22 protein-coding genes and 1 pseudogene are annotated in these 23,901 nt (G+C 66.7%); 17 read left to right on the top strand and 6 right to left on the bottom strand.

Annotation, left to right across the window (positions count from 1 at the left end; all coding sequences use genetic code 11):
- Nucleotides 1–3: 3 nt before the first annotated feature.
- The 14 genes from ASG48_RS08725 to ASG48_RS08660 all read left to right on the top strand — a co-directional run bounded on the left by ASG48_RS08725 (nt 4) and on the right by ASG48_RS08660 (nt 16,191).
- Nucleotides 4–741, top strand: coding sequence for an ATP-binding cassette domain-containing protein (locus ASG48_RS08725; RefSeq protein WP_055848267.1), 738 nt, complete (start codon nt 4–6; stop codon nt 739–741).
- Entirely contained in the window at nt 738–1,817 is a 1,080-nt protein-coding gene (locus ASG48_RS08720) for a glycosyltransferase (RefSeq protein WP_055848264.1), read from the top strand. The genes ASG48_RS08725 and ASG48_RS08720 overlap by 4 nt, the downstream gene beginning before the upstream one ends.
- The gene (locus ASG48_RS08715; protein WP_244486839.1) at nt 1,814–2,827 is read left to right on the top strand and encodes a glycosyltransferase; all 1,014 of its coding nucleotides are present in this window, start codon (nt 1,814–1,816) and stop codon (nt 2,825–2,827) included. The genes ASG48_RS08720 and ASG48_RS08715 overlap by 4 nt, the downstream gene beginning before the upstream one ends.
- A 129-nt stretch (nt 2,828–2,956) precedes the next feature.
- Complete coding sequence (locus ASG48_RS08710) at nt 2,957–4,306, top strand: phenylacetate--CoA ligase family protein (RefSeq protein ID WP_244486837.1); 1,350 nt, start codon at nt 2,957–2,959, stop codon at nt 4,304–4,306.
- Nucleotides 4,303–5,862: a hypothetical protein gene (locus ASG48_RS08705; RefSeq protein ID WP_055848257.1), complete on the top strand. Its 1,560-nt coding sequence runs from the start codon at nt 4,303–4,305 to the stop codon at nt 5,860–5,862. Before ASG48_RS08710 ends, ASG48_RS08705 begins: the two co-directional genes overlap by 4 nt.
- A gap of 4 nt (nt 5,863–5,866) precedes the next feature.
- A complete protein-coding gene (gene wecB / locus ASG48_RS08700) occupies nt 5,867–6,988 on the top strand; it encodes a UDP-N-acetylglucosamine 2-epimerase (non-hydrolyzing) (protein ID WP_055848254.1) in 1,122 nt (373 codons plus the stop codon).
- On the top strand, nt 6,985–8,196 hold the full coding sequence (locus ASG48_RS08695) for a glycosyltransferase (RefSeq protein WP_055848250.1): 1,212 nt from the start codon (nt 6,985–6,987) through the stop codon (nt 8,194–8,196). The genes wecB and ASG48_RS08695 overlap by 4 nt, the downstream gene beginning before the upstream one ends.
- Nucleotides 8,197–8,233: 37 nt before the next feature.
- Nucleotides 8,234–9,190: a glycosyltransferase gene (locus tag ASG48_RS08690; RefSeq protein WP_244486836.1), complete on the top strand. Its 957-nt coding sequence runs from the start codon at nt 8,234–8,236 to the stop codon at nt 9,188–9,190.
- 92 nt (nt 9,191–9,282) lie between these two features.
- The gene (gene rfbC / locus ASG48_RS08685) at nt 9,283–9,852 is read left to right on the top strand and encodes a dTDP-4-dehydrorhamnose 3,5-epimerase (RefSeq protein ID WP_055848244.1); all 570 of its coding nucleotides are present in this window, start codon (nt 9,283–9,285) and stop codon (nt 9,850–9,852) included.
- On the top strand, nt 9,849–10,913 hold the full coding sequence (rfbB, locus tag ASG48_RS08680; RefSeq protein ID WP_055848241.1) for a dTDP-glucose 4,6-dehydratase: 1,065 nt from the start codon (nt 9,849–9,851) through the stop codon (nt 10,911–10,913). Before rfbC ends, rfbB begins: the two co-directional genes overlap by 4 nt.
- Before the next feature lie 5 nt (nt 10,914–10,918).
- Complete coding sequence (rfbD, locus tag ASG48_RS08675) at nt 10,919–11,809, top strand: dTDP-4-dehydrorhamnose reductase (RefSeq protein WP_055849614.1); 891 nt, start codon at nt 10,919–10,921, stop codon at nt 11,807–11,809.
- Between the two features lie 171 nt (nt 11,810–11,980).
- Entirely contained in the window at nt 11,981–13,105 is a 1,125-nt protein-coding gene (locus tag ASG48_RS08670; RefSeq protein WP_055848238.1) for a glycosyltransferase, read from the top strand.
- Nucleotides 13,106–13,558: 453 nt separating this feature from the next.
- A complete protein-coding gene (locus ASG48_RS08665; protein ID WP_162243921.1) occupies nt 13,559–15,403 on the top strand; it encodes a rhamnan synthesis F family protein in 1,845 nt (614 codons plus the stop codon).
- Nucleotides 15,404–15,405: 2 nt separating this feature from the next.
- Nucleotides 15,406–16,191: a glycosyltransferase family 2 protein gene (locus tag ASG48_RS08660; RefSeq protein ID WP_055848233.1), complete on the top strand. Its 786-nt coding sequence runs from the start codon at nt 15,406–15,408 to the stop codon at nt 16,189–16,191.
- 74 nt (nt 16,192–16,265) lie between these two features.
- On the opposite strand, the gene ASG48_RS08655 is transcribed toward ASG48_RS08660, so the two are convergent.
- The 4 genes from ASG48_RS08655 to ASG48_RS08640 all read right to left on the bottom strand — a co-directional run bounded on the left by ASG48_RS08655 (nt 16,266) and on the right by ASG48_RS08640 (nt 20,205).
- Nucleotides 16,266–17,126, bottom strand: a complete 861-nt coding sequence (locus tag ASG48_RS08655) for a shikimate dehydrogenase (protein ID WP_055848230.1) — start codon at nt 17,124–17,126, stop codon at nt 16,266–16,268.
- An 83-nt stretch (nt 17,127–17,209) separates the two neighbouring features.
- On the bottom strand, nt 17,210–18,226 hold the full coding sequence (locus ASG48_RS08650) for a TRAP transporter substrate-binding protein (protein ID WP_055848227.1): 1,017 nt from the start codon (nt 18,224–18,226) through the stop codon (nt 17,210–17,212).
- A gap of 113 nt (nt 18,227–18,339) precedes the next feature.
- Complete coding sequence (locus ASG48_RS08645) at nt 18,340–19,623, bottom strand: TRAP transporter large permease subunit (RefSeq protein WP_055848223.1); 1,284 nt, start codon at nt 19,621–19,623, stop codon at nt 18,340–18,342.
- A gap of 15 nt (nt 19,624–19,638) precedes the next feature.
- On the bottom strand, nt 19,639–20,205 hold the full coding sequence (locus ASG48_RS08640) for a TRAP transporter small permease (protein ID WP_055848220.1): 567 nt from the start codon (nt 20,203–20,205) through the stop codon (nt 19,639–19,641).
- A 307-nt stretch (nt 20,206–20,512) separates the two neighbouring features.
- Here ASG48_RS08640 and ASG48_RS08635 point away from each other — a divergent pair, with 307 nt between their 5' ends.
- Complete coding sequence (locus tag ASG48_RS08635) at nt 20,513–21,217, top strand: TetR/AcrR family transcriptional regulator (protein WP_082529358.1); 705 nt, start codon at nt 20,513–20,515, stop codon at nt 21,215–21,217.
- 114 nt (nt 21,218–21,331) lie between these two features.
- Here ASG48_RS08635 and ASG48_RS19020 read toward each other — a convergent pair whose 3' ends face one another.
- Nucleotides 21,332–21,505 carry a hypothetical protein gene (locus tag ASG48_RS19020; protein WP_348271126.1) on the bottom strand — a complete coding sequence of 58 codons (174 nt, stop codon included), beginning with the start codon at nt 21,503–21,505 and terminating at the stop codon, nt 21,332–21,334.
- Between ASG48_RS19020 and ASG48_RS19015 the strand changes: the two are divergent.
- Nucleotides 21,485–21,568, top strand: a pseudogene (locus ASG48_RS19015) (type II toxin-antitoxin system RelE/ParE family toxin); the annotation flags it as partial. The gene ASG48_RS19020 and the pseudogene ASG48_RS19015 overlap by 21 nt on opposite strands.
- Before the next feature lie 73 nt (nt 21,569–21,641).
- Nucleotides 21,642–21,941, top strand: a complete 300-nt coding sequence (locus tag ASG48_RS18770; RefSeq protein WP_055848217.1) for an addiction module antidote protein — start codon at nt 21,642–21,644, stop codon at nt 21,939–21,941.
- Nucleotides 21,942–21,984: 43 nt separating this feature from the next.
- Here ASG48_RS18770 and ASG48_RS08625 read toward each other — a convergent pair whose 3' ends face one another.
- On the bottom strand, nt 21,985–23,877 hold the full coding sequence (locus tag ASG48_RS08625; protein WP_055848215.1) for a sugar phosphate isomerase/epimerase and 4-hydroxyphenylpyruvate domain-containing protein: 1,893 nt from the start codon (nt 23,875–23,877) through the stop codon (nt 21,985–21,987).
- Between the last annotated feature and the right edge of the window lie 24 nt (nt 23,878–23,901).

Below are 23,901 nucleotides of genomic sequence, written 5' to 3'. Positions count from 1 at the left end.
CCGATGGCCAGCATCACGCTCGACAAAGTCGATCTCGACTATCCGATCTACGATCTGAACGACAAGTCGCTGAAGCGCCTCCTCTTGGCCTCGGCCGGCGGCCGCCGCATCCGGCATCCTGTGATCCGGGCCCTGAACGGCATCGATCTCAGCGTGCGCTCCGGTGAGCGCGTCGGTCTCTACGGGCCGAACGGCTCGGGCAAGACGACGCTCCTGCGCACGATCGCCGGCATCTTCCCGATCTCTGGCGGAACGCGATCCGTCGTCGGCGAGATCACGCCGCTGCTCGGCCTGTCCATCGGCGCCAACATGGAGATTTCGGCGGAGGACAACATCAAGCTCCTCCTGCGGATTGCCGGCATCCGGCCGACGGCCGAACTGATCGAGAGTATCTGGCAGTTCACGGAACTGTCGGAAACCATGCGGCTGATGCCGCTGCGCACGTTCTCCTCCGGCATGATCATGCGCGTCCTGTTTTCGGTTTCGACGGCCTACTCGCCGAACATCCTGCTCCTCGACGAGTGGCTGAGCGTCGTCGACGAGACCTTCGCGCACAAGGCCGAGGAGCGGATGCAGGACCTCGTATCCCGCACGGAGATCCTCGTCATCGCATCCCACAATATCGGCATGCTGGAGCGCATCTGTACCCGGATCGTCCGGCTGGAGGGCGGGGTGATCGTCTCCGACAGTCCCGTCGGCGCATCGGCCGTGCGCGGCGGCACGGATCGCATGGCGTCGTGAGGACCGTTCACATCCACGCGCGCGACATCGTCCGTCACGATGCGGTGGGCAACTTCTGCCGCCAGCTCTTCGACCTGACGGCGGCCGGAGGCTGGCGACCGGCCCTGTGGGCCGAGCATGGCGACAGTGTCGAAGGTTACCCGGTCGGCAGTCGCGAGGAATTCTTCGACACGGTCCGGCCCGGCGAGGCGATCTTCTTCAATCATTCGATCTTCGATCCGATCCTGTCCGATGTCGCGGCTCTGCCCAATCCCAAGCTCTACTATTTCCACAACGTCACCCCGCCCGAACTGATCGATCCGGAGGACGAGGCGACCGTCGTCAATTGCCGGGAAGGTCTGGCGCAGCGCGGTCTGGCTGCGCGCTTCGGCGTGCTGATGGCCAATTCCACGGAAAGTGCCGAGGTGCTTCTCGCAGGGATGGCGGCGCCGGATCGGGCGCGATGGCAAGGGCGCATCGCGGCGATCCCGCCCATCGTCGGCCTCGATCGCTGGCCGCCGTCCGCCGGCGGGACGACGGCGCAATCCGATAGCGCCCGGCATCTCCTGTTCGTCGGACGTCTGGTGCCGCACAAGGGATTGCACACGCTCATGGACGTCTTCGAGCGGCTCACGTTTCGTGTGCCGCATCTGACGCTCGACATTGTCGGCGGGCCGCAGGAGGGGGGCTTCGTCGCGGACGTGAAGCGTCTGGCCGATGCGGTGAACGCCAGAGGCCGCGGTCGCGTCCTATTCCACCATGGCGTCTCGGACGAGTCCCTGCGCGAGTTGTACGAGCGCGCCGCCGCCCTGCTCACCTTCAGCCGCCACGAGGGGTTCTGCGTGCCGATCGTGGACGCGCTCGTCTTCGACAAGCCGGGCCTGACGAGCGCCTTGCCGACATTGATGGAAACGGCGGGTGGCGCGGCGCTGCCCGTGTCCGATCTGCCGGAGGACGCGGCCGGTCAGATCGCGGCGTTCCTCGAGGATCCGTCCGCGCAGGCCGTCAACGCGGCAGCGCGGCGCGTGCGCCTGGAGCAGTTGCGGGATCTATGCGACGGCCGCGCGATCCTGGCCACGCTGGAGAGCCTTTCGTGACCGAGCCGCGCGTCCTGTTCGCGACCTATCCCTGGGCGTTCGAGACGCCGGGCGGCGGCGAGATCCAGCTGCTGGAATACGAGCGCAACCTCGCGGCCGCCGGCCATCCGGTTCGCCGGCACGATCCCTGGTCGAACGACCTTTCGAACGCCGATCTCGTGCATTTCTTCTCCTGCATGGGCGGCTCGATCCATTTCTGCAACTACGTCAAGAGCCGCGGGCTGAAGCTCGTCGTCTCGTCCAGCCTCTGGATCACGGAGGAGACCCGTTCTCTGTACCCTATCGGCGAGATCACCGCGCAGCTCGGCCTTGCCGATGCGATCGTGACCAACGGCGACGTGGAAAGCGACAGGCTGGCCGAGGTGCTCGAGCTCGACCGGTCGCGGTTCCATACGATCCGCAACGCCTGCGACCCGATATTCGCCGCACCGGTCGATGCCGCGCTCTTCCGCGATGCGTACGGAATCGAGGGGCCGTTCATCCTGAACGTCGCCAATGTGGAGCCGCGCAAGAACCAGCGCGGCCTCGTGGCCGCGGCGAAGGCGCTCGGCATGCCTCTGGTCGTCATGGGCCATGCGCGTTCGCCGGACTATGCCGCCGCGTGCTGGGCCGACGGGGGCGATCTCGTGCGTTATCTCGGTCCGATCGACCACCGGTCCCCGCTGCTGCGTTCGGCCTATGCGGCCTGTTCGGTCTTCTGCCTGCCATCGACCCTCGAGACGCCGGGTCTCGCCGCGCTCGAAGCGGCGGCAGCGGGGGCCCGGCTCGTGGTGACGGCGGAGGGCTCGACGCGCGAATATTTCGGCGAGAGCGCCCACTACGTGCGCAGCGACGACGCGGACGACATCGCGCGCGGTATCGCCGCCAGCCTCGCGGCCCCCGCCGATCCATCGTTGCGCGATCGCGTCGCCGGGCGCTACACGTGGAACCGGGTCGTCGAACCTCTGGCCGCGCTCTATGCCGAGCTCTGCGGCCCCGCGCCGTCGACGCGAGGCGCGGCCACACGATAGGCGGGCAGCGCCATCCTCGTGCCACGGAGGGTCGCCAGGACACCATCGGCACCGGACGGCCTTTTTCCAAGAGTTCGCAGCTAGGAACGTAACATGGTGGCAAGGGCCGCACTCAACGGTGTCCGGGGCGTGATCGCCGCCACGATCGCTTACCGCGTGGCCGAGCGGATGGAAAAGCGCGACGTGCGCAGCAAGATCCGTACGGCTCGCACCGAGATCGACCGGCCCGCGCCCGAGCGCCGGGCGAGAGCCGGCGCGGCACTGGCGGAGACCGTGGCGATGGCGGGGGCACGCGTGCCCTACTATCGCGACCTCTTCGCTTCGATCGGCTTCGATCCGGCCAAGATCGCCCGCGACCCGGCCTATCTCGGCGATCTTCCCTACCTCACCAAGGACATCATCCGCGAACAGGGCGACCGCTTGCTGCGCGAGGACCGCGAGGGTCTGCGCATCCATGTCGCCAAGACCGGCGGTTCCACAGGTCCCTCCGCTCACATCCACTACGACCAGGAAGCGGCCGACTGGTCCTCCGCCATCACGCAGGAATGCCGCCGGCGGGTCGGCAACACGCATTGGCGCAGCGAGCTGCATTTCGCCTCGAAATTCCCCGAAGTGTTCCCCTTCAGGGACCGGCTGCGCGAAGCGATGAAATGCTTCGCCATGAACCGCGACAACATCTTCTTCGCGACTTTCAGCGCCGAGGAACTCGAGAGCATCTGGCGCCAGATCCGCAGGCTGCATCCCCATCTCGTGCATTCCCATCCCTCGACCATGGACCAGTTGGCCGCCCATGTGGAACGCACGCGCGGCTCGCAGAAGGCCTTCGCGATCTTCGAGTCGTCCGGCGAGCTTCTGGAGGACCGCCAGCGCGAGCGGATCGCGCGTGCGCTTCGATGCGTCGTGGTCGATCGCTACGGGCTCGCCGAGGCCGGCGTCGTCGCCTACCAGCTCGATCCCGCGCGTGCCGAGAAGCGCTTTCTCGAATTTTTCGCCTGGCCCGAGATCATGCCCGGCGCGGCGGACGGCCTCGGCGATGCCGGAGCGGACGAACAGGCCGGAGAGCTGGTCATCACGCCGCTGAAGAACAGCCTTATGCCGCTCCTGCGATACCGCACCGGCGACAACGCCGTTCTGGCGCGGCGCGCCGACGGTCTGTTCATCTCCAGGATGGTCGGGCGCATCCACGACGTCATCACGCTCAACGGCACGCCGATGCCGACCCATTACATCCAGGACGTGCTCGATCGTGTCGGCGGGGTCCGGGAGTTCCAGATCGAGATGCGCGCAGGGCGGCCGGTCTTCCGCATCGTTCCCGAAGAGGGGGCCGATCCCGCCTCCGTCGCGACGCGGATCGCGTCCTGGTGGGGCGATGCCGTCGCCGTGGAGTTCATCGCGCTTTCGGACCTGAAGCTCGTCGGCGCGCGGCAGAAATTCAGGCATCTCGTCGAAACAGAGCAGAGCGGAGCGGAGCCGGCGTGATCGACTTCCATATCAGAACCGGCCATCCGGCCGGCCCCATCGTGGAAGCCGCGCTGGAGCGTTCCGTGACGGCCGGGCAGATGCGGCCGGCGCCGTCCGGGCCGGGCGATGCCGCGATCGCGGTCTTCGTCGAGCCCGCCTCGGGCGATGCCGAAACCATCGGACGGATCGCGGCCGGCGGCGGCAAGGTCCTCGTCCTGGGCCGTCCAGAGGGCGAGGTCGCCGCCCGATGCGGGCTGCGCGACGTGAAGGCTCTGCCCGCAGACTGGGCCGATGCGGCACGCTGCGCGCCGGCGCCGCTGCGGGGCACGTCGCGCTCGGCCGCTTCGGTGCGCTGGCTGGCCCATCCCCTGGCGGCGCATTCGCCGTTCGAGACGCGTCCCTTCCTGCGTTTCGACTATGCCGACGAATGGAACAATCTGGGCTACGGGCGCATCACCGCGGACGGCGGACAGTGGTCGATCGCCTGCGGCGCGACGGCGGACGGCGCCACGGTGCTGGCGATGGCCGAGGCGAGCGGTTGCGAGCCCGTCCCGATGGTGACGCTCTTCGAACCCGGCGCCGGATCGGTGCTCTGGTGGAACCGTGCCGTCGGCCCGGTCGACAGCGCGGAATGGGCGGTCGTCGAGGCCTTCCTCGCCGACTGGCGGCACGAGGACCGGCCCTGCGTGCCGGTGGTCCGCGAGGTCCCCTTCGGCCACGACTGCGCGATCACGATGCGGCTCGACTGCGACGAGGACATCGCCTCCGCGCGCCCGCTCTTCGAACTCTACCGCGAGCGCGGTCTTCCGTTCTCGGTCGCCATCAAGACCGAACAGGAGGACAGGCCCGATCATATCGAACTCCTGCATGAGATCCTCGCCGAGGATGGTGCCGTCCTGTCCCATTCGGTGACCCATGCACCGCGCTGGGGCGGGTCTGCAGAGGCGTGCCTGCGCGAGGCGAGGGGCTCGGTCGAATGGCTCGAGCAGCGCGTCGAGGGGCTGAAAGTGCGTCATGCCGTCTCGCCCTTCCACCAGAACCCGCCCTACGTGCCGGCCGCGCTCGCCGAGGCCGGGCTCGAAGGCTTTGTCGGGGGCATCGTCGCCAACGATCCCGAAGCGCTGCTCGCCCGCGGCGGCCGGCTTCCGGGCGATGCGTCGGGCGTCGTCTCGCACAGCCAGCAATGCATGCTGCATGGCGACTGCGTGCTGGAGGAAGGGGATCGCCTCGCCGTCACCAAGGCCGCTTTCCGGGCCGCCACGGCCTCCGGCGCCCTGTTCGGCTTTCTCGACCATCCCTTCTCGCCGCGCTACGACTACGGCTGGGGCAGCGAGGCCCATCGCCTCGACGTCCATGCCGAGTTCCTGGACTTCATCGCGCAGGAGACGGAGGGCGGAGCGGTGCTCTGGCTGAACGAGGATCAGGTGCTGGACTGGATCGGGGCGAAGGCCCGCCTGCGCGTGACACTGCAGGACGGACGCATCGTGGCCGAGGGTGCCGACCGCGCCGCCTGGCCCTTCGCGATCCGCTGGCGCGGGCGGACCGAGGCCCTTCCCGCGCGAGGCGAAGGCTGACGCGATGGCCCGCCATGCGATGGTCGTCCTTGGAACGCGCCCCGAAGCGCTGAAGCTCGCGCCTGTCATCATGGCGCTGCGCGAGCGCCCGTCCGACTGGCGCGTCAGCGTCGTCGCCACGGGCCAGCATCGCGAGATGCTGGCGCAGGCGCTGGGCAGCTTCGCCCTCGTGCCCGACAGCGATCTCGACGTGATGGTCGCCAACCAGACGCTCGCCGGCCTGACCTCGCGGCTGCTGACACGCTGCGACGCGCTGTTCGGAACGGAACGGCCGGACGTCGTCCTGGTGCAGGGTGACACGGCCACCGTCCTGTCGGCCTCGCTCGCGGCCTACTACAACAGGATCCCCGTCGCGCATGTCGAGGCGGGTCTTCGCACCAACGATCCCTACAATCCCTTTCCCGAAGAGATGAACCGGCGTCTCGTGGGCGCGCTGGCGCATCTGCATTTCAGTCCGACGGCCTGGGCCGCCCGGCAACTGATGCGCGAGGGCATCGATGCCTCGCGCATCGAGGTGACCGGCAACACGATCGTCGACGCCCTCCAGCACATGGAGCGATCCGGCCCGGCGGAGATCTCGCCGTCGATCCGCACCCTCGTCTCGGAGCATGCCGGCCGCCTCGTCCTCGTCACATGCCACCGCCGCGAGAGCTTCGGCCCCGATCTGGGGGCCGTCATCGAGGCGATCGCGCGGCTGGCCGAGCGGTTTTCCAGGCACTGCTTCTTCTTTCCCGTCCATCTCAATCCGAACGTGCGGGAGCAGGTCATGCCGGCGCTGGCCGGTATTCGCAACGTCGTCCTCAGCGAACCCGTCGACTACGCGACGCTTCTGCACGTCTTGAAGGCTGCCGAACTCGTCATCACCGATTCCGGCGGCATCCAGGAGGAGGCGCCGTCCTACGGCGTCCCGTTCATCGTCGCCCGCCGCACCACCGAGCGGCCCGAGGGCATCAAGGCCGGGTTCGGCCGTCTCGTTCCGCCGGACGCGGACGCCATCCTCGCCCTCGCCACGCGCTGGCTGACGCAAGGGCGCAAGGCGAAGCTGGCAGGACGTCCGTCCCCATATGGCGACGGGCGGGCCGCCGAGCGGATCGTGGCGCGGCTGACGGCGAGCTTCGCGCCGTGACGGCCTCGCCCCCTCGCACGGTCGTGCTCTTCTCCACCGCCGACTGGAACGCGCCCTACTGGACCAACAAGCAGCACATCGCGCGACGGCTGGCGCGGCGCGGCGCGCGGGTGCTCTACGTCGAGTCCGTCGGCTTTCGCCGGCCGCGCGTCTCGGGCCGCGACCTGTCGCGCATCGCCGATCGCCTGGTGGGCGCGAGCCGGCCCCCCCGCGAGGTGGAGGAGAACCTCTGGGTGTTCTCGCCGCTCACGATCCCCTTCGCGCACGGGAACCGGGCCGTGCGCGCCGTCAATGCCGGGCTTCTCCTCCACCGCATCCGGCGATGGCTGAAGCGGCATGGACGGGGCGCGCCGACGATCTGGACCTACCATCCCTATCTCGAGGACGTCTTGCCGAAGCTCGGCTTCGACCGGCTCGTCTACCACTGCGTCGACGATATCGCGGCCGTGCCGGGGGTCGACGCCACGCTGTACCGGACAGCGGAGGACCGGCTCCTGAGGCGGGCGGACCTCGTCTTCACGACCAGCCTGCCGCTGCAGGACCGTTGCGCGGCGATGGCCGGCGCGCGCTCCGTTTACGAGCGCAACGTCGCCGATATCGAGCATTTCGCCGCCGCGCGGCGTCCCGGCTCGCAGCCGGAGACCCTGGCCGCGATCCCGCATCCGCGGATCGGCTATGTCGGCGTCCTCTCCGACTACAAGCTGGATCTCGGTCTCCTCGAGACCTGCATCGCGGCGCGTCCCGACTGGCACTGGGTGTTCATCGGCGACGAGCCGGAAGGCTATGCCAGCCCCGCCATCGCGCGCATGAAGCGCTTACCGAACGCCCATTTCCTCGGCTATCGTCCCTACGACGCGCTTCCCGACCATCTGCGGGCGATGGATGTGGGAATGCTGCCGAACCTCCTCACGGGCTATGCCGCCAGCGTCTTTCCGATGAAGCTCTACGAGTATCTGGCGGCCGGGCTCCCGGTTCTGGCGACGCCCATGCCGGCGCTTCGCGAGATGGACGGCACGATCCTCGTCGGTCGCACGCCCGAGGATTGGATCGCGGCCGTGGAGACCATCATCTCCCATCCGGTGCCGCCGCTCGACCTCGACGACGAGCGCCTTGCCGCCTTCAGCTGGGACGCACGCCTCGACAGGATGCTGGACCGTTTGGCATCGCTGGACAATCCTGTACAACCGCCGCCGACGATCGTGAACTGAATCTTGCCATAAGAAGGGTGCGCCGGTGCGAGTTCTTTTGACGACATACCACCAGGCGTTCCTGAGCCACGGCGGCGGCGAGACGGAGCTGCGCCAGCTCGCCGACTTCATCAACGATCTGGGCGTGCGCGCCGATCTCTACGGGCCGGGATCGCGCAAGCTTTCCTTCTATGATGGTGTGATCCACTTCTCGGCTCACGGCGGGGGCGAGGCGCTGCTGCGCGACGTGAAGGCGCACGGCACGCCCATCGTCCTCATCCCGAACTTCAACTTCTTCGAGCCCAACCACAGCGCCCGCGACGTGGTGCAGACCCATCTCGACCTCGCGGACCTCGTGATCCTGCGCACGCAGATCGAGCGCACCCTGTGCCTGGAGCATTTCCGGCTCGCGCCCGAGCGTGCGGTCGTCGTTTCCGCCAGCATCTCGGACGCCTTCGCCAAGCCCGTCGAGGACGATCTCTTCAAGTCGGCCTATGCGCTGGACCGCTTCGTCCTTTCGGTCGGGCAGATCGAGGAAGGCAAGGAGCAGCTGCGTGTGATCGAGGCGCTGCGCGGATACGAGCTGCCGCTCGTCTTCATCGGCGGCCACCGCGACAAGGCCTATTACGACCGCTGCCGGGCCGCCGCGGACGCGAGCGTGCGCTTCGTGCCCTATGTCCAGCCGAGTTCGCCGATCCTGCGTTCGGCCTTCCAGAGCTGCAGCGCCTATATCGAGCTGGGTATCGACTATCCCGGATTCTCGGCCCTGGAAGCCGGGCTTTCAGGGCGGCCGCTCGTCCTTCGGGACCACCCCTGGTCTCGCGAACTCCTGGGCGATGCGCCGAACTACGTCGATCGGCCCGATCCCGCGGCGATCGTGGAGGCGGTCGATGCCGCCGTGGCCGGAAGAGGCGAGGGCGCCCTCGTGGACGCGATCCGCGCTCGTCATGTCCAGCCTGGCCCGACCGAGCAGCTGCTCACCATGATGATGGACTTGACGCAGAAACCTCGTTGATGCGACGGGAGCGGCGTCCCCGCCGAACTTCTACAGCCTCCATCGGAAACGAGGCGAAAAGGCTTCGCGGTCGACAGATCGGAGACGACAGCATGCTCTCAATCCGCCCCCTGGACATCCCGGATGTACTGGAGATCACCCCGCGCAAGTTCGGTGACGACCGGGGATTCTTCTCCGAGACGTTCAATCGCGAGCGGATGAGGCAGGCCGGCATCGACCTCGACTGGATGCAGGACAACCAGTCGCTGTCGGCCGAGCCGTTCACCCTGCGTGGCCTGCATTTCCAGACGCCGCCGGTGGCGCAGGACAAGCTCGTGCGAGTCCTGAAGGGGCGCATCCTGGACGTCGCCGTCGACATCCGCCGCGGATCCCCGACCTTCGCGAAATGGGTGGCGCTTGAACTCTCGGCTGCCGCCTTCAACCAGATCCTCGTTCCCAAAGGATTCGCCCACGGGTTTCTGACGCTCGAGCCCGACACGGAAGTCCTCTACAAGGTCTCGGCGCCGTATAGCGCCGAGCACGACAGGTCCATCCGCTTCGACGACGCGACCTTCGGCGTGGACTGGCCGCTCGGCGGGCGCATGCCCGTCCTGTCGCAGAAGGATGCCGACGCGCCGACCTTCGTCGAGACGCCGTTCGAATACGAAGGACCCTCGCGTTGAAGATTCTCGTCACCGGCGGCGCCGGCTTCATCGGCTCGGCCGTCTGCCGTCACCTCATCGCCGAGACCGACCACGAGGTCGTCAATCTCGACAAGCTGACCTATGCCGCGACGCTGACCTCGCTCGCCTCGATCGAGGCCGATCCGCGCTATCGCTTCGTGCAGGGCGACATTCTCGACCGGGCCTTCGTGTTTTCCCTCTTGGAGGAGACCCGGCCGGACGCCGTGATGCATCTGGCGGCCGAGAGCCATGTCGACCGTTCCATCGACGGTCCGGGCGACTTCATCCAGACCAATGTCGTTGGCACATTCCAGCTGCTCGAAGCCGTCCGCGCCTATTGGAACGGTTTGCCGGCCGTGCGTCGCGACGCCTTCCGCTTCCATCATGTCTCGACCGACGAGGTTTTCGGCGATCTGCCGCTCGACGACAGCCTGTTCACCGAGGACACGCCCTATGCGCCGTCCTCGCCCTACTCGGCCTCGAAGGCGTCCTCCGACCATCTGGCGATGGCCTGGCACCACACCTACCATCTGCCGGTCGTCCTCTCGAACTGCTCGAACAACTACGGCCCCTATCATTTCCCCGAGAAGCTGATCCCGCTGATGATCCTCAACGGACTGGAGGGGCGCCGGCTGCCCGTCTACGGCCGCGGCGAGAACGTCCGGGACTGGCTCTATGTCGAGGATCACGCCCGCGCCCTCGTGATGGTGGCGACGAGAGGCGCCGCCGGGCGCTCCTACAATATCGGCGGACGCAACGAGCGATCGAACCTGACGGTCGTCGAGACGATCTGCGATACGTTGGACAGGGCGGCCCCGCTCGGCGACGGCCGCACCCGGCGCGAACTGATCGACTTCGTCGCCGACAGGCCGGGCCACGACCTGCGTTACGCGATCGACGCCACCCGCATCGAGAGCGAACTCGGCTGGCATGCGCGGGAAACGTTCGAGACGGGCCTTGAGAAGACCGTGGCCTGGTATCTCCAGAACGAAGACTGGTGGCGGCCGATCCGCGAGAAGCGCTATTCCGGCGAGCGCCTCGGCGCCGCCGCGAAGGGCTGATGGGCATGCGTCTCCTCGTCACCGGTCGTGAAGGACAGGTCGCGCAGGCTATTCTCGGCCTTGCCGACGAAAGCGTCGAGATCGTCGCCCTCGGCCGGCCGGCGCTCGATCTTCTCGACCGGGCGTCCATCGACCGGGCCATCGCCGTTCACCGGCCGGACATCGTGGTCAATGCGGCGGCCTACACGGCCGTCGACAAGGCCGAGACGGAGTCCGAAAGGGCCTTCGCGGTGAACGCGCAAGGGGCCGGTCATGTCGCGGCGGCAGCGGCAGACCGGGGTCTTCCCGTCATTCATGTCTCGACCGACTACGTCTTCTCCGGCGACAAGCCCGCCCCTTACGTCGAGGGGGACGCGACCGGCCCGCAGGGCGTCTACGGGCAGTCCAAGCTGGCGGGCGAGACGGCCGTGCAGGCCGCCAATCCGGCGCATGTCATTCTGCGCACGGCCTGGGTCTACGGACCGTTCGGCGCGAACTTCCTGAAGACGATGCTGCGCCTTGCCGCCGATCGGGACAGGCTGACGATCGTCGCCGACCAGCAGGGCACTCCGACCTACGCGCCCGATATCGCGCACGCCGTCCTCGCCGTCGCGCGCCGTATCGAAGCCCAGCCGGAGGCGGACGACTGGCGCGGCGTCTTCCACATGGTCGCCGGCGGCGAGACCACCTGGGCGGGCTTTGCCGAAGAGATCTTCCGGCAGTCGGCCGCGCTCGGCGGTCCCGTCGCCGACGTGGCGCCGATCCCGACCAGCGCCTATCCGACGCCGGCGAGACGCCCAGCCAATTCCCGCCTCGACACGGCAAGGTTCCGGCAGACCTTCTCCCACGCGCTGCCCGACTGGCAGGACGGGGTCCGCCGCTGCCTGGGCGCCCTCGAGGTCGGCGGACGATCGTGAGCAAGGCTTGATCGAGATGAGAATCCAAGGCGGATCGCGGTTGCGCCGGTCGACGGCGCCCCTCGCGGTTCAAGCCCGGCGTGGCCGCTGCGCATTGGCCGGTTCGCCGGGGACGCGCCGCCGCCTTCCTCCCGGCCGTTTCGATCGCGGTGCCTTCGACAAGTCTGCCGCATGAAGGTCCTGCATTTCTTCAAGACCTACTGGCCGGACACGTTTGGCGGGATCGAGCGCACGATCGAGGCGATCGCCCGATCGACGGCGGAGCTCGGCGTCGAGACGACCGTTCTCTCGCTGAGCGATACGCCGGAGAAGGGGCGGGGGTCCTTCAACGGCCATCGGATCCTCAAGGCCCGGCGCGATTTCGACCTGGCGTCGACGGGGTTCTCGCGCGAGGTGTTCGGGGCCTTCCGGGCCGCCGCCGCCGAGGCGGACCTGGTGCACTACCACTTCCCCTGGCCGCTGATGGACGTCGTCCATTTCGCCGTGCCGCACGGCAAGCCCGCGATCGTCACCTACCATTCCGACATCGTGAGGCAGAAGCTGCTGAAGCGGGTCTACCGCCCGGTGATGACGCGGTTTCTCGGCCGAATGGATCGGATCGTCGCGACCTCTCCGGACTATCTCGCGTCGAGCGAGGTGCTCTCGCGGTTCGCCTCCAAATGCGCCGTCATCCCGATCGGTCTCGCCGACCGCGAAGGCCATGTGGACGAGGCGCTCGCCGCGCGGTGGCGGGTGCGGTTCCCACGACCGTTCTTTCTGTTCACGGGCGTTCTTCGCTACTACAAGGGGCTGGAGTTCCTCATAGACGCGGCCTCGTCCGTCGATTGCGATATCGTCATCATCGGGCGGGGACCGATGGAAGGCCAGCTCGTGCAACGCGCGGCAAGCGCTGGCGCATCCAACGTCCATTTCATGGGCGAACTGGACGATGCCGACAAGGAGGCCCTGCTGCGCCTGTGCACCGGTTTCGTCTTCCCCTCTCACGAGCGATCGGAGGCGTTCGGCCTCGCCCTCCTGGAGGCTGCCATGTTCGGCCGGCCGATGATCTCGACGGCGATCGGGACGGGAACGAGCTATATCAATCGTCATGACATGACGGGTCTCGTGGTGGCACCGGCCGATCCCGAGGCCCTGGCTGCGGCAATGGCGCAGATGGTCGCGGATCCGGGAAAGGCGAAGCGCTGGGGCCATGCCGCCCGCGAGCGCTACCTCGCGCTCTTCACCGACGAGGCGATGGGGAAGGCCTATGGCGCTCTCTATCGCGAACTGGCGGAACAGGCGGCCTCTCGGTCCTGAAGCGCATAGCCTGTCATCATCGTTCGGTCTCTCGGGACCCGTTCTCCACCGAACTCCATCTCGACGATAGCTTCGTTCCGGCTTGGACGCGGTACCGGCGGGAGCTGATGCCAGCGGTTGCCTCTCCAGGCACCTGGAGGATCGCGTCGAGAGTCATCGCCTTGACAAGGACTGGTGCGTCCCCCAAACACTCCGCCCGATAAGGAAAGACCCTACAAATGCACAGGCTTTTGGGACTCTGTACGCGTGATACATGCACAGCCAAGCCTGCTATGGCGGTTGCCTTGCTTTGCGCAAACAGCAACTCATAAGCGCGGGAAGCCCGTCACTTTCGGCATATGCGGCCATCCGACCAAGACAATGACCAGCGACGATGCGTCGAAAGGGTCTTGTCTGCTTTAGGCGGCGCGCTCGGAAAGCTTGCATGCGGCGTTCGGATCGAAGAGGAATGAATTGAGCAACGTCGATACAGATACGAGCGCCGCTCAGATCGTTGAAGAACCCGTCGAGATCGCGCGTCCCATCGAGGAAGACTTCTGTTTAGCAGTTCCTTTCGGCTTCTCGTCAGAGCGCTCATCGCGACAGCCTAGAATTGCCGTGATCTGTCACGCATTCTATCCGGATGTCATTCCATCGATCCAAGGCTATCTCGAAAATATAGACCGGCCATTCGATTTTTTTCTTTCGACGGACGCTGATTGGAAAAAATCGATTATCGAGTCATACTTCGATAACTGGAAGTTTGGAACATTCGATGTCCGGGTTTTTCCAAATATAGGTCGAGACGTTGCTCCAAAGATCGTCGGGTTTGCTGACGTATACGACGATTACGACCTCGTCCTTTTCCTGCATTCGAAGCGGTCGAAACATGCAGACGTTCTGGAGCATTGGCGAGCATTCTTCTGTGAGCAGTTCATTGGAAGCAGGGATATCGTAGAGTCCATCCTGGATCTGTTTGAAATCGAGCCTTCCGTGGGCGTGGTCGCGTCCCAGCATTTCGAGCCCGTTCGGCACTGGATCAACTGGGGCGGCAATTTCGAGATCGCGAATGCCTTGTCTGAGAGGATGGGCCGCCCGTTGAGCATGGAGCGGGCGCTCGATTTCCCTTCGGGCTCGATGTTCTGGGCTCGAACGGCTGCTTTGCGACCGCTGCTCGATTTGGGATTGGCATTTTCGGATTTTCCAGACGAGCAAGGTCAGAAAGACGGTACTCCAGCGCATGCAATCGAGCGGTTGATCTTTTACGCCGCCGAAATTGCGGGTTTTCGCTGGCTCAAGATCGCGCATGAGCCACTGTTCGAACACACGCCCGGCATCATCCGTGCCGAGACGCCCGACGACATTCACGCCTTCGTGGCGCAGTATTGCGTCACGCTGTTCGGCGCGTCGGCGCCCGAACCGCGCAGACAGCGCGTGCCGCCCATTCCAGCGGCCGGTCGCCGGCTGGTCTCGAAGATCCAGGCTGTAAACCTTGGGGTCGACGAGGTGCCACGACTTCGTGTCGCCGTGGGTGTCGTCACGTATAACAACGAAGATGCTGACTTCCGGCGCTTTATCCTGAGCCTGGACGAGTCCTTGCGCGTGCTGGGGAGTGCGGATGCACGGGTCTACATTCAAGACAACGGGGCCGATACCCGGCGTTCGGTTTGCGGCAGGACGCTGATTGATTATCTCCAGCCAGTCGGAAATGTCGGATTTGGAGCCGGGCACAACCGTCTCATGGAGCGTGCGTTCGAGGAAGGCGCCGAACTCTATATCGCTGCGAACGCCGATGGCGCCTTTCATCCTCAGACGATCAAAGCCCTGGTGCAAATGGTTCAGGCGAACCGCTCTTCCGCCTTGGTGGAGGCGTTGCAATTTCCTGTCGAGCATCCAAAAGTATACAATCAGGATTACTTCGATACGCCGTGGGTTTCCGGTGCCTGTCTGGCTGTTCCCAAGCGTGTCTACGACCGCGTCGGCGGCTTCGACGAGCGGTTTTTCCTCTATTGCGAAGACGTCGATCTATCGTGGCGGGCGGCTGCTTCGGGTTTCAGGTTGCTGACTTGCCCGCGAGCGCTCTTCCTCCACGCGGTGACGAACCGTGCGCGGAATGTCGGTATCCTGCGCGAGATCTTCGCCTCGGGGGTCCTCCTCGCCCGGAAGTGGGGCAGTCCAGCTTTCGAGAATTATTGCGTCGACACCCTCGCGGAGCTTGGCTTTGGTCCGCCTCTGCCGCCGTCGGATACGGTGCCGCCGGAATGGATGGCCTATGCCGACTTCGAGCATGATACCCGCTTCTCGCCGACAAGATGGTAAGTATGGACAAAATCGAGACCATTGTTCGATTTCACGATGTCACCAAGTTGGATGAATTGGATCGGTGCATCTTTTCATTGTTTGGGCAGCAGTATAGGCCGCTCGACGTCATCATCGTGACGCAAAGATTCAGCGATGCGGATTTGGACGTCGTCCGGCTCAGGTTGGAATTTTACGCCAACGTTGGCGATGGATTCGGTATCCGGTTCTACAATTTCGACCAGCCTACCCCGGCGGATGCGCGTTCGTCGCTGATCAACCTCGGGATGCGCAGTTGTAACGGCCGTTACATGGCATTCCTGGATTACGATGACACTCTCTATCCAGAGGCCTACCTGACTTGGATCAACAAGTTGAAGGAAACGCAGTCGGCAATCGCCTTTGCAAGCGTTCGGTCGGTACAAAGCAATATTCTGAAATATTACCAGTATGTCGAGTCAGTATTACCGCAATTTCCTGGCGATAAAAAAGAAGACCTCCTCAAGGGGAACTTCTGTCCGATCCACAGTTTCGTGATCGACAGAACGCTGGTCCCGCAGGATCTTATGTATTTTGATTACTTTCTCACGCAAGAGGAAGACTATGAATTTCTGCTTCGAATTACCGCAGTTTGCCCCTCCGACTTCTCTCTGATTGGAACGTTATTGGGGGATTATTACATCAAAACGGATGGGAGCAATTCGCATGGCTCCGAAGCCGTGCGCGACGAAAACTGGCGGCAACGCTATGCGCTCGTCTCGCAATTCATAGCGGGTCGTCGTGCGCTGTTGCGCAACCGATTTGTTTGACAGGGGATCAACCTGCTTTCGATCCGATGCACGACGCGCCACCCTGGGCGAGGGGCGCTCTGATTTGATGCCCGTCAGCCGACCATCGCGGCGAAATGGGCGAGCATGCGTTCGGCGTCGGGTTCTATGCCGGTGAAGTGGCGGAAGGCGCCGGCGGCCTGGAAGACGGCCATGCCGCCGCCGTCGACCGTGCGGCAGCCCTTGGCGCGGGCGACGCGCAGGAGTTCGGTCTCGAGGGGGAAATAGACGATCTCGGCCACGAAATGGCGGGGCTCGATCAGGCGTTCGTCGAGCGGCAGGCCGGGATGGGCGGCCATGCCGGTGGGCGTGGCGTGGACGAGGCCGGTGGCCTGCGCCATCGCGGCGTCGAGGTCGCCGCCGGGCTCGACCGCGGCATCGGGGAACTGGCGTTCCAGCGTCCCCGCGAGCGCCTGCGCGCGCGCGCCGTCGCTGTCGAAGATCGTCAGGCGCCTCGTGCCGAGCTGCAGCATGGCCCGCGCGACCGCCGCGCCCGCGCCGCCGGCGCCCAGCTGCACGGCATGGGAGAGATCGGCCCCGGGCAGGCTGCGGCGGAAGCCCTCGGCAAAGCCCGGGCAGTCCGTGTTGTGGCCGATGCGCCGCCCGCCGGCGAGGACGACCGTGTTCACGGCGCCGAGCGCCCGCGCTTCCGGCGAGAGTTCGTCCAGCGCGGGGATGACGGCCTGCTTGGCGGGATGGGTGATGTTGACGCCGGCAAAGCCGCGCGCCTCCACCTCGCGCAGGAGATCGGGAAGGGCGGACAGGCCGACGCCCCGCTCGTCGAGATCGATCAGCTCGTAGGTGAGGGACAGGCCGTTCGCGCGGCCCTCCGCCTCGTGGAGGGCGGGCGAGCGCGAGAGCCCGATGCCGCTGCCGATGAGGCCGACCTTGATCGTGGTGGTGGGGGTGTCGAGCATGGCGCACGCCTCGAAGGAAGGGGGCGGGGAAGAGCGGGAGAGAGCACGGCGGCCGGTCTGGCCGGCCGCCGCGCCGGAGCGCGTTACTTCGCGCCGCGGAGCGTCTTCAGCTGGGCGAAGAGGGCGTCCACGGTCTCCACGCCGATCGTCTCGCGGAACTCGGCGACGACCGGCTCCACGGCCTTGCGGAAGGCGTCGAGCTTCTCGGGCGAGAGTTCGACGACCTCCATGCCGCTCTTGCGGATCTCGTCGAGGAAGCCGGCATTGGCGTCGCGCGAGACCTTGCGCTGGTAGTCCCGCGCCTCCGTCGCGGCGGCCTGCAGGAGCGTCTGCTCCTCCGGGTCGAGCTTGTCCCAGAAGGCCTTCGAGATCAGAACGATCTGCGGATTGTACTGGTGGCCGGTCAGCGTCAGGTACTTCTGCACCTCGGTGAACTTGGCGTTGACGATGTTGGAGAGCGGGTTCTCCTGGCCGTCGACCGTGCCGGTCTCGAGCGCGCTGTAGAGTTCGGGATAGGGCAGCGGCACGGCGTTGGCGCCGAGCGCGTTGAAGGTGGCGATGGGCACCGCGGCCTGCACGGTGCGGATCTTCAGGCCCTTCACGTCCTCGACGCCGTTCACGGCGCGGCGGTCGTTGGTGAGATGGCGGAAGCCGAGCTCCCAGAAGCCGAGGCCGACGAGGCGCTGGTCGGGCAGTCGGTTCATGAGGTCGGTGCCGATCGGCCCGTCCATCACCGCGTCCGCCTCCTCGGGCGTCCCGAACAGGAAGGGCAGGTCGACGACGCCGAATTCCTTGATGGTGCCCGAGAGGATGCCGGCGTTCATCACGCTCATCTCCACCGTGCCGCCCTGGATGGAGGCCAGCGTCTGCACGTCGCCGCCGAGCGTCCCGCCGGGAAAGAGCTTGACCTCGATCTTGCCGCCGCTCTTCTCCTTCACGAGTTCGGCGAAGCGCTCCATGCCCGTCACCTGCGGGTGGCCCTTGGAGTTCTGCGCGGCGAACTTGATGGTGCGCTCGCTGATCTCGGCCTGGGCGAGGCCCGCCGAGGCGAGGAGGGTGGCAAGGCCGAGGGCGGCGGCGAAGCGTCTGGTGATGCGCATCTGTGTAGTCCTCCCGAGATGGACGCTTTCCGGCGTCGCGAGGTTGTGCCCGAAGGCGCTGGATGTCGGCCGCGCCCTCCCGAGCGCGATCGATGGAGACGGATCGGCCGCGTTCAGCGGCCGGCGAAGAAGGCGGCCGGCACGGTGACGAGGGCCGGGAAGAGCACGAGCAGCATCAGGACGACGAGCTGGGCCAGCATGAAGGGCCAGACGCCGCGGATGAGCTTTTCCATCGAGATCCGGCCGACGCCGCACACGACGTTCAGCACCGTGCCGACCGGCGGCGTGATGAGGCCGATCGAGTTGTTGATGATGAAGAGCACGCCGAAATAGACGGGATCGATGCCGGCCTGCTTGATGACGGGCATGAGCACCGGCGTCAGGATGAGGATGGTCGGCGTCATGTCCATGGCGGTGCCGACGGCGACGATCAGGACCATGATGGCCACGAGCAGCAGCGTCTGGTTGTCCATCAGCGGCTCGAGCAGCGCCACCATAGCGCCCGGCAGATCGGCGATGGTGATGAGCCAGGCCGAGACGGAGGCGGCGGCCACGAGGAACATGACGACGGCGGTCGTCTTGGCCGCGGCGGCGAAGACGCCGAAGAGCATCGAGGGCGTCAGCTCGCGATAGATCACCATCGCCACGAAGAGCGAGTAGACGGCGGCCACGACGCCGGCCTCCGTCGGCGTGAAGACGCCGAACTTCAGCCCGAAGATGATGATGACGGGCAGCATCAGCGCCCAGAGGCTCGAGGCGAGCGCCTGCCGGCGCTCGGCGCCGCTCGCCCGCACGGGCAGGGCGAACTTCTCCTTGCGGATGACGAAGAGCCAGGCGACGCAGAGCGCGGCGCCGATCATCAGGCCGGGCGCGATGCCGGCGAGGAAGAGCTTGGTGATCGAGACGCCGCCGACGACGCCGTAGAGGATGAAGCCGATCGAGGGCGGGATGATCGGGCCGATGATCGCCGAGGAGGCGATGAGGCCGCCGGACAGGGCGGGATCGTGGCCGGACCGGACCATCATGGGCATCAGGAGGGCGGCCAGCGCCGCCGCGTCGGCCACCGCCGAGCCCGAGAGGCTCGACAGGACGCAGGCCGCCAGGATGCAGACGAAGCCGAGCCCGCCGCGGCGATGGCCGACGAGCGACACCGCGAGATCGACGATGCGCTTGGACAGACCGCCCTGGTTCATGATCTCGCCGGCGAGCATGAAGAAGGGCACGGCGATCAGCGTGAAGCTGTCGGCCCCCTGCAGGATGGTCTGCGCGACGATCTGGCCGTCGAAGAGATCCATGTGGATCATCAGCGCGACGCCGGAGAGGACGAGGGCGAAGGCGATCGGCATGCCGAGCGCCATCGTGCCGAGGAGGGAACCGAGAAAGACGGCGACGACCATGATCCCTGTCTCCCGTCAGCGGCCGAGGCCGGCGGCGACCGGCGGCTCGGCCGGTCGCGCCGCGTCGGGCGGAAGCAGATCTTCGGAGTCCTGCACGAGCACGGCGCTCGAGAGGTCGATGCGGCCCGTGAGGATCGCGAGCGCCTCGGCGCCGAGGAGGAGAATCGCGGTGACCGAGAAGATCACCACGGGGATCATGAACCAGCTCATCGAGATGCCAGCGGCCGGCGTCACGGCGTTCCAGGTGAGCGTCGACTGCTCGAAGCCGCCCTGCAGCAGGAGCGCGCAGGCCAGAAGCATGAGGAGGTAGCCGGCGAGGACGCAGGCCTTGGCGGCCTTGCGCGGCAGGGCGCGGATGAGCGTGTCGATGCCGATATGGGCATGGTCGCGCAGCGCGAGCGCCGCGCCGAGGAAGATCAGCCACACGAAGGCGAGGCGCGACATCTCCTCCGAGACGGTGATGCCGCTGTTCAGGGCATAGCGCATCACGACATTGCCGAAGACGAGGATCACCATGACGGCCAGAAGCAGCGCGATGGCCGCCTTGAGCGTCTGGAAATAGAGATCGACCAGTTTCTGCATGACGGACATCCTCCCGATGTCGATCGGCGCGCGGGCGCATCAAGTTCGGTGCCGGTCCGGGCGCAGACCGCCACGCGGCCGCCTTCGCGCGAGAAGGCGGGACGGGACGGATGGCGGTGGAACGGCGTCTCCCCGGTGCGGCGACGTTCTCCCGGCCGCCGGACCTTGTCAAAAGATGTACGAACTGGTTCGTTCAGTCAACAGCCGAATCCGGCAGGCGGCGCGCTTTCGATAATGGCGCCGGACGGCACTCTCGGCGATACTGACCCGGGGCGACCGCGCGGGGAGACGTCAGGACGAGATGAGCATGAGCCGATCGCAGGACATCCTCGCGCCCGAGGCGGACGAGGCCGCGGCGCCCGCCGAGCGCTCGGCCCGCGCGCGCCGCGTGGCGCAACGCGACCGCACCGAGAAGACGCGCCACGACATCCTCCTCGTCGCCCGCGAGGAATTCGCCGCCAACGGTCTGTCGGGCGCGCGGGTCGATGCGATCGCGGAGCGCACGCGCACGTCCAAGCGGATGATCTACTACCATTTCGGATCGAAGGAGGGGCTCTATCTCGCCGTCCTCGAACACGCCTATGCCGGGATCCGGCAGGTGGAGGACCAGCTCAAGCTCGGCGAGCTCGATCCCGTCGAGGCGATGCGACGCCTCATCGACTTCACCTTCGACTACGACGAGGCCAATCCCGAATTCATCCGCCTCGTCACGATCGAGAACATCCACCGGGCCGAGCACATGCGCCAGTCGACGACGCTCAGCCAGCTGAACGTCTCGGTCATCGCCACGATCGAGGCGATCCTGCGCCGCGGCCAGACGAGCGGCGCCTTCAAGCGGGAGGTGGACCCGATCGACCTGCACATGCTGATCTCCTCCTTCTGCTTCTTCCGCGTCTCCAACCGGCACACGTTCGGCACGATCTTCGGGCGCGACCTCGCCGACCCCAGAACGCGCCAGCGCCACAAGGCGCTGCTGCAGGAATCCGTCCTGGCGCTCCTGCGCACGGCCTGACCGCAAGGGGAAGAGGTCGCGTGCCGGCCTTTCTGCCTCACGAAGCCGGCGCCGGCCGAGCGGCGGGCCCAACGATTTCCGCGCCCGACGCCTTGTCCGGCTGTCGTCTATAAACTACAGTTCGCCATGCTCGAACTGCGACAGACCGAAACCTTCAGGCAATGGTGGAAGGCTCTGCGCGACGAGCGCGCTCGCGGTCTCATCGTCTCGCGTCTCGACCGTCTTGCCTAAGGCCATGCCGGCGATGTCGAGCCGGTCGGCGACGGGATCAGCGAACTGCGCATCCACTACGGTCCGGGATACCGGATCTATTTCCAGAAGCGGGGAGAGACGATCATCGTCTTGTACTGCGCCGGCAGCAAACGCATGCAGGCCCGCGACATCCGAACCGCCAAGCGTCTGGCCGAAGAAGGGAATTTCCGAGATGGCCGAACCGTTGACGACCTTCGACCCGGCGGAGGGGCTGACATCGAACGAAGCGATCGCGGCTTATATGGCCGAAGCCTTCGCCTCGCAGGACGCGGGTTACATCGCCCATGCGCTCGGGACCGTGGCACGCGCCAAGGGCATGGCGCAGTTGGCAAGCGAAACCGGCCTGTCGCGCGAACAGCTCTATCGATCCTTCAGCCGGTCCGGCAATCCGACGCTGAAGACCACGATCGCGGTGATGACGGCGCTCGGCATCGACCTGACCGCCAAGGCGCACGGGGGTGGCGCGGCCTGATCGAGCGGTGTCAGGCAGGGGCGTGGCGCGAAGCCGCCCCGCCTCAGCGCGTCGGCAATCCCTCCGGGGTCTGGCGGGCCTGGCCGGCGAGGCGGATGGCGGCGTTGGGGGCGCCGAGGCCGGCATAGCCGCGCCGGTCGACGATCTCGACGAAGAAGCCCCCTTCCAGCGCCTTCAGGTAGATCTGGAAATACTCGCCCGCCTCGTCTCGGTCGTAGAGGATCGAGTGGTGCCGCAGCGCGTCCAGCGTCGCCGGGTCGAGGTCGAACTTGGCCTCCAGGTCGTCGTAGTAGTTCTGCGGAATCGGCAGGACGGCGACGCCGTTCCCGGCCAGTGTCTTCGCCGTCTCGAAGATGTCGCGCGTGCGCAGCGCCACGTGCTGCACGCCCGGTCCGACGAACTGCGAGACGAAGCGCGCCGAGAGCGTGCGGGCCGACTGCGAGCCGTTGAGGACGACGCGCAGCGTTCCGTCGGCGTTCTCCAGCACCTGGCTGCGCACCAGCCCGCCGGGATCGGGCACCTCCACCGGCGGCAGGACCTTCAGGTCGAAGATCGAGCGGTAGAAGAGCGTCCAGGACAGGATGTCCTCGTAGCGCACCGTCTGGGCGACGTGGTCGATCGCGACGAGGCCGGCGCCGGCATGTGCGTCCCAGCCCGGCTCCAGCGCGAAGTCGGCTTCCCACTGGCGGGCGAGCGCGTCGCCGTCCGGCACGAGATAGAGGAGGCTGCCGCCGACGCCCCGGAGCGCGGCGAGTTCCTGCTCGCCCGGCGCCACGGGCTCGCGGAAGGGGGCGGCGAGCAGCCCCTCGGCGCGCCTGAGCGCCGCCGGCGCGTCCGCCATGCGAAGGCCGAGCGCGCAGACATTGGTGCCGTGCACGACATAGGAGGAATGGGCGAGCCCCTCCGTCTCCGTGTTGACGACGACGCGCAGGTCGCCTTGCGCGAAGAGCTCGACGTCCTTGGAGCGGTGGCGCCCGGCGCGGCGGAAGCCGATGGAGACGAGCATGGCGGACAGTGCGCGCGCCGAGGCGCCGTCGGTGGCGAACTCGACGAAGGAGACCCCGCGCGTGCGTGCCGGGGCGGGGAGGGGCTCGGGCTCGGAGAAGCCGTTGACGGCGCGTCCCTCGGCCTTCAGCCGGTCCATCAGGAAGAACAGGGACCGCCGCCCGTCGACGGCGGTCTGGCGGGCCGAGCCCGCGCGGAACTGGTCGTTGAAGATCTCCAGCGAGTAGTAGCCGGCATAGCCGGTCGCCTCGACGGCGGCCATGAACTCGGCCACGGGCAGGTCGCCCTGGCCGGGCATGTTGCGATAGTGCCGGCTCCAGGAGAGGAGATCGAGGTCGAGCCTCGGGGCGTCCGCCATCTGGACGATGAAGATCTTGTCCTTGGGGATGGCGCGGATCGAGGCGGGATCGAGGCCGCGGGCGAGCGTGTGGAAGCTGTCGAGGATGATCCCGACATGGGCGTGGTCGGCCCGGCGCACGATCTCCCAGGCGTCGCGGTGGTCGCTGACGAAGCGGCCCCAGGCGAGCGCCTCGTAGCCGACGCGCACGCCCGCGGCGCGGGCGATCTCGCCGAGGGCCGCCAGGTCGTCGGCGGCGCGGTCGATGCCGCCGAGGGCCAGCGGCGAGACGGAGGAGCAGACGAGGATGAGATCGGTGCCGAGCTCGTTCATCGTCTCGAACTTGCGGCGCGCGCGCTCGAAGGCGCGGGCGCGCTGGGGCTCGGGCAGGCCCTCGAAGTCGCGGAAGGGCTGGAAGAGCGAGATCTCGAGCCCTGCGTCGCGCACCATGCGCCCGACCTCGCGGGCGCTGCGGTCGAAGGCGAGGAAATCGTTCTCGAAGATCTCCACCGCGTCGAAGCCGGCCGCCGCCGTCGCGCTCAGCTTGTCGGCCAGATCCCCCGACAGGGATACGGTCGCGATCGAGGTCTTCATGAGAGGGCTCCGCGTTCTTGACGA

It is taken from the genome of Aurantimonas sp. Leaf443, from assembly GCF_001425575.1.
Taxonomy (GTDB): Bacteria; Pseudomonadota; Alphaproteobacteria; order Rhizobiales; family Rhizobiaceae; genus Leaf443.
This window is presented reverse-complemented; position numbering and strand designations above follow the sequence as displayed.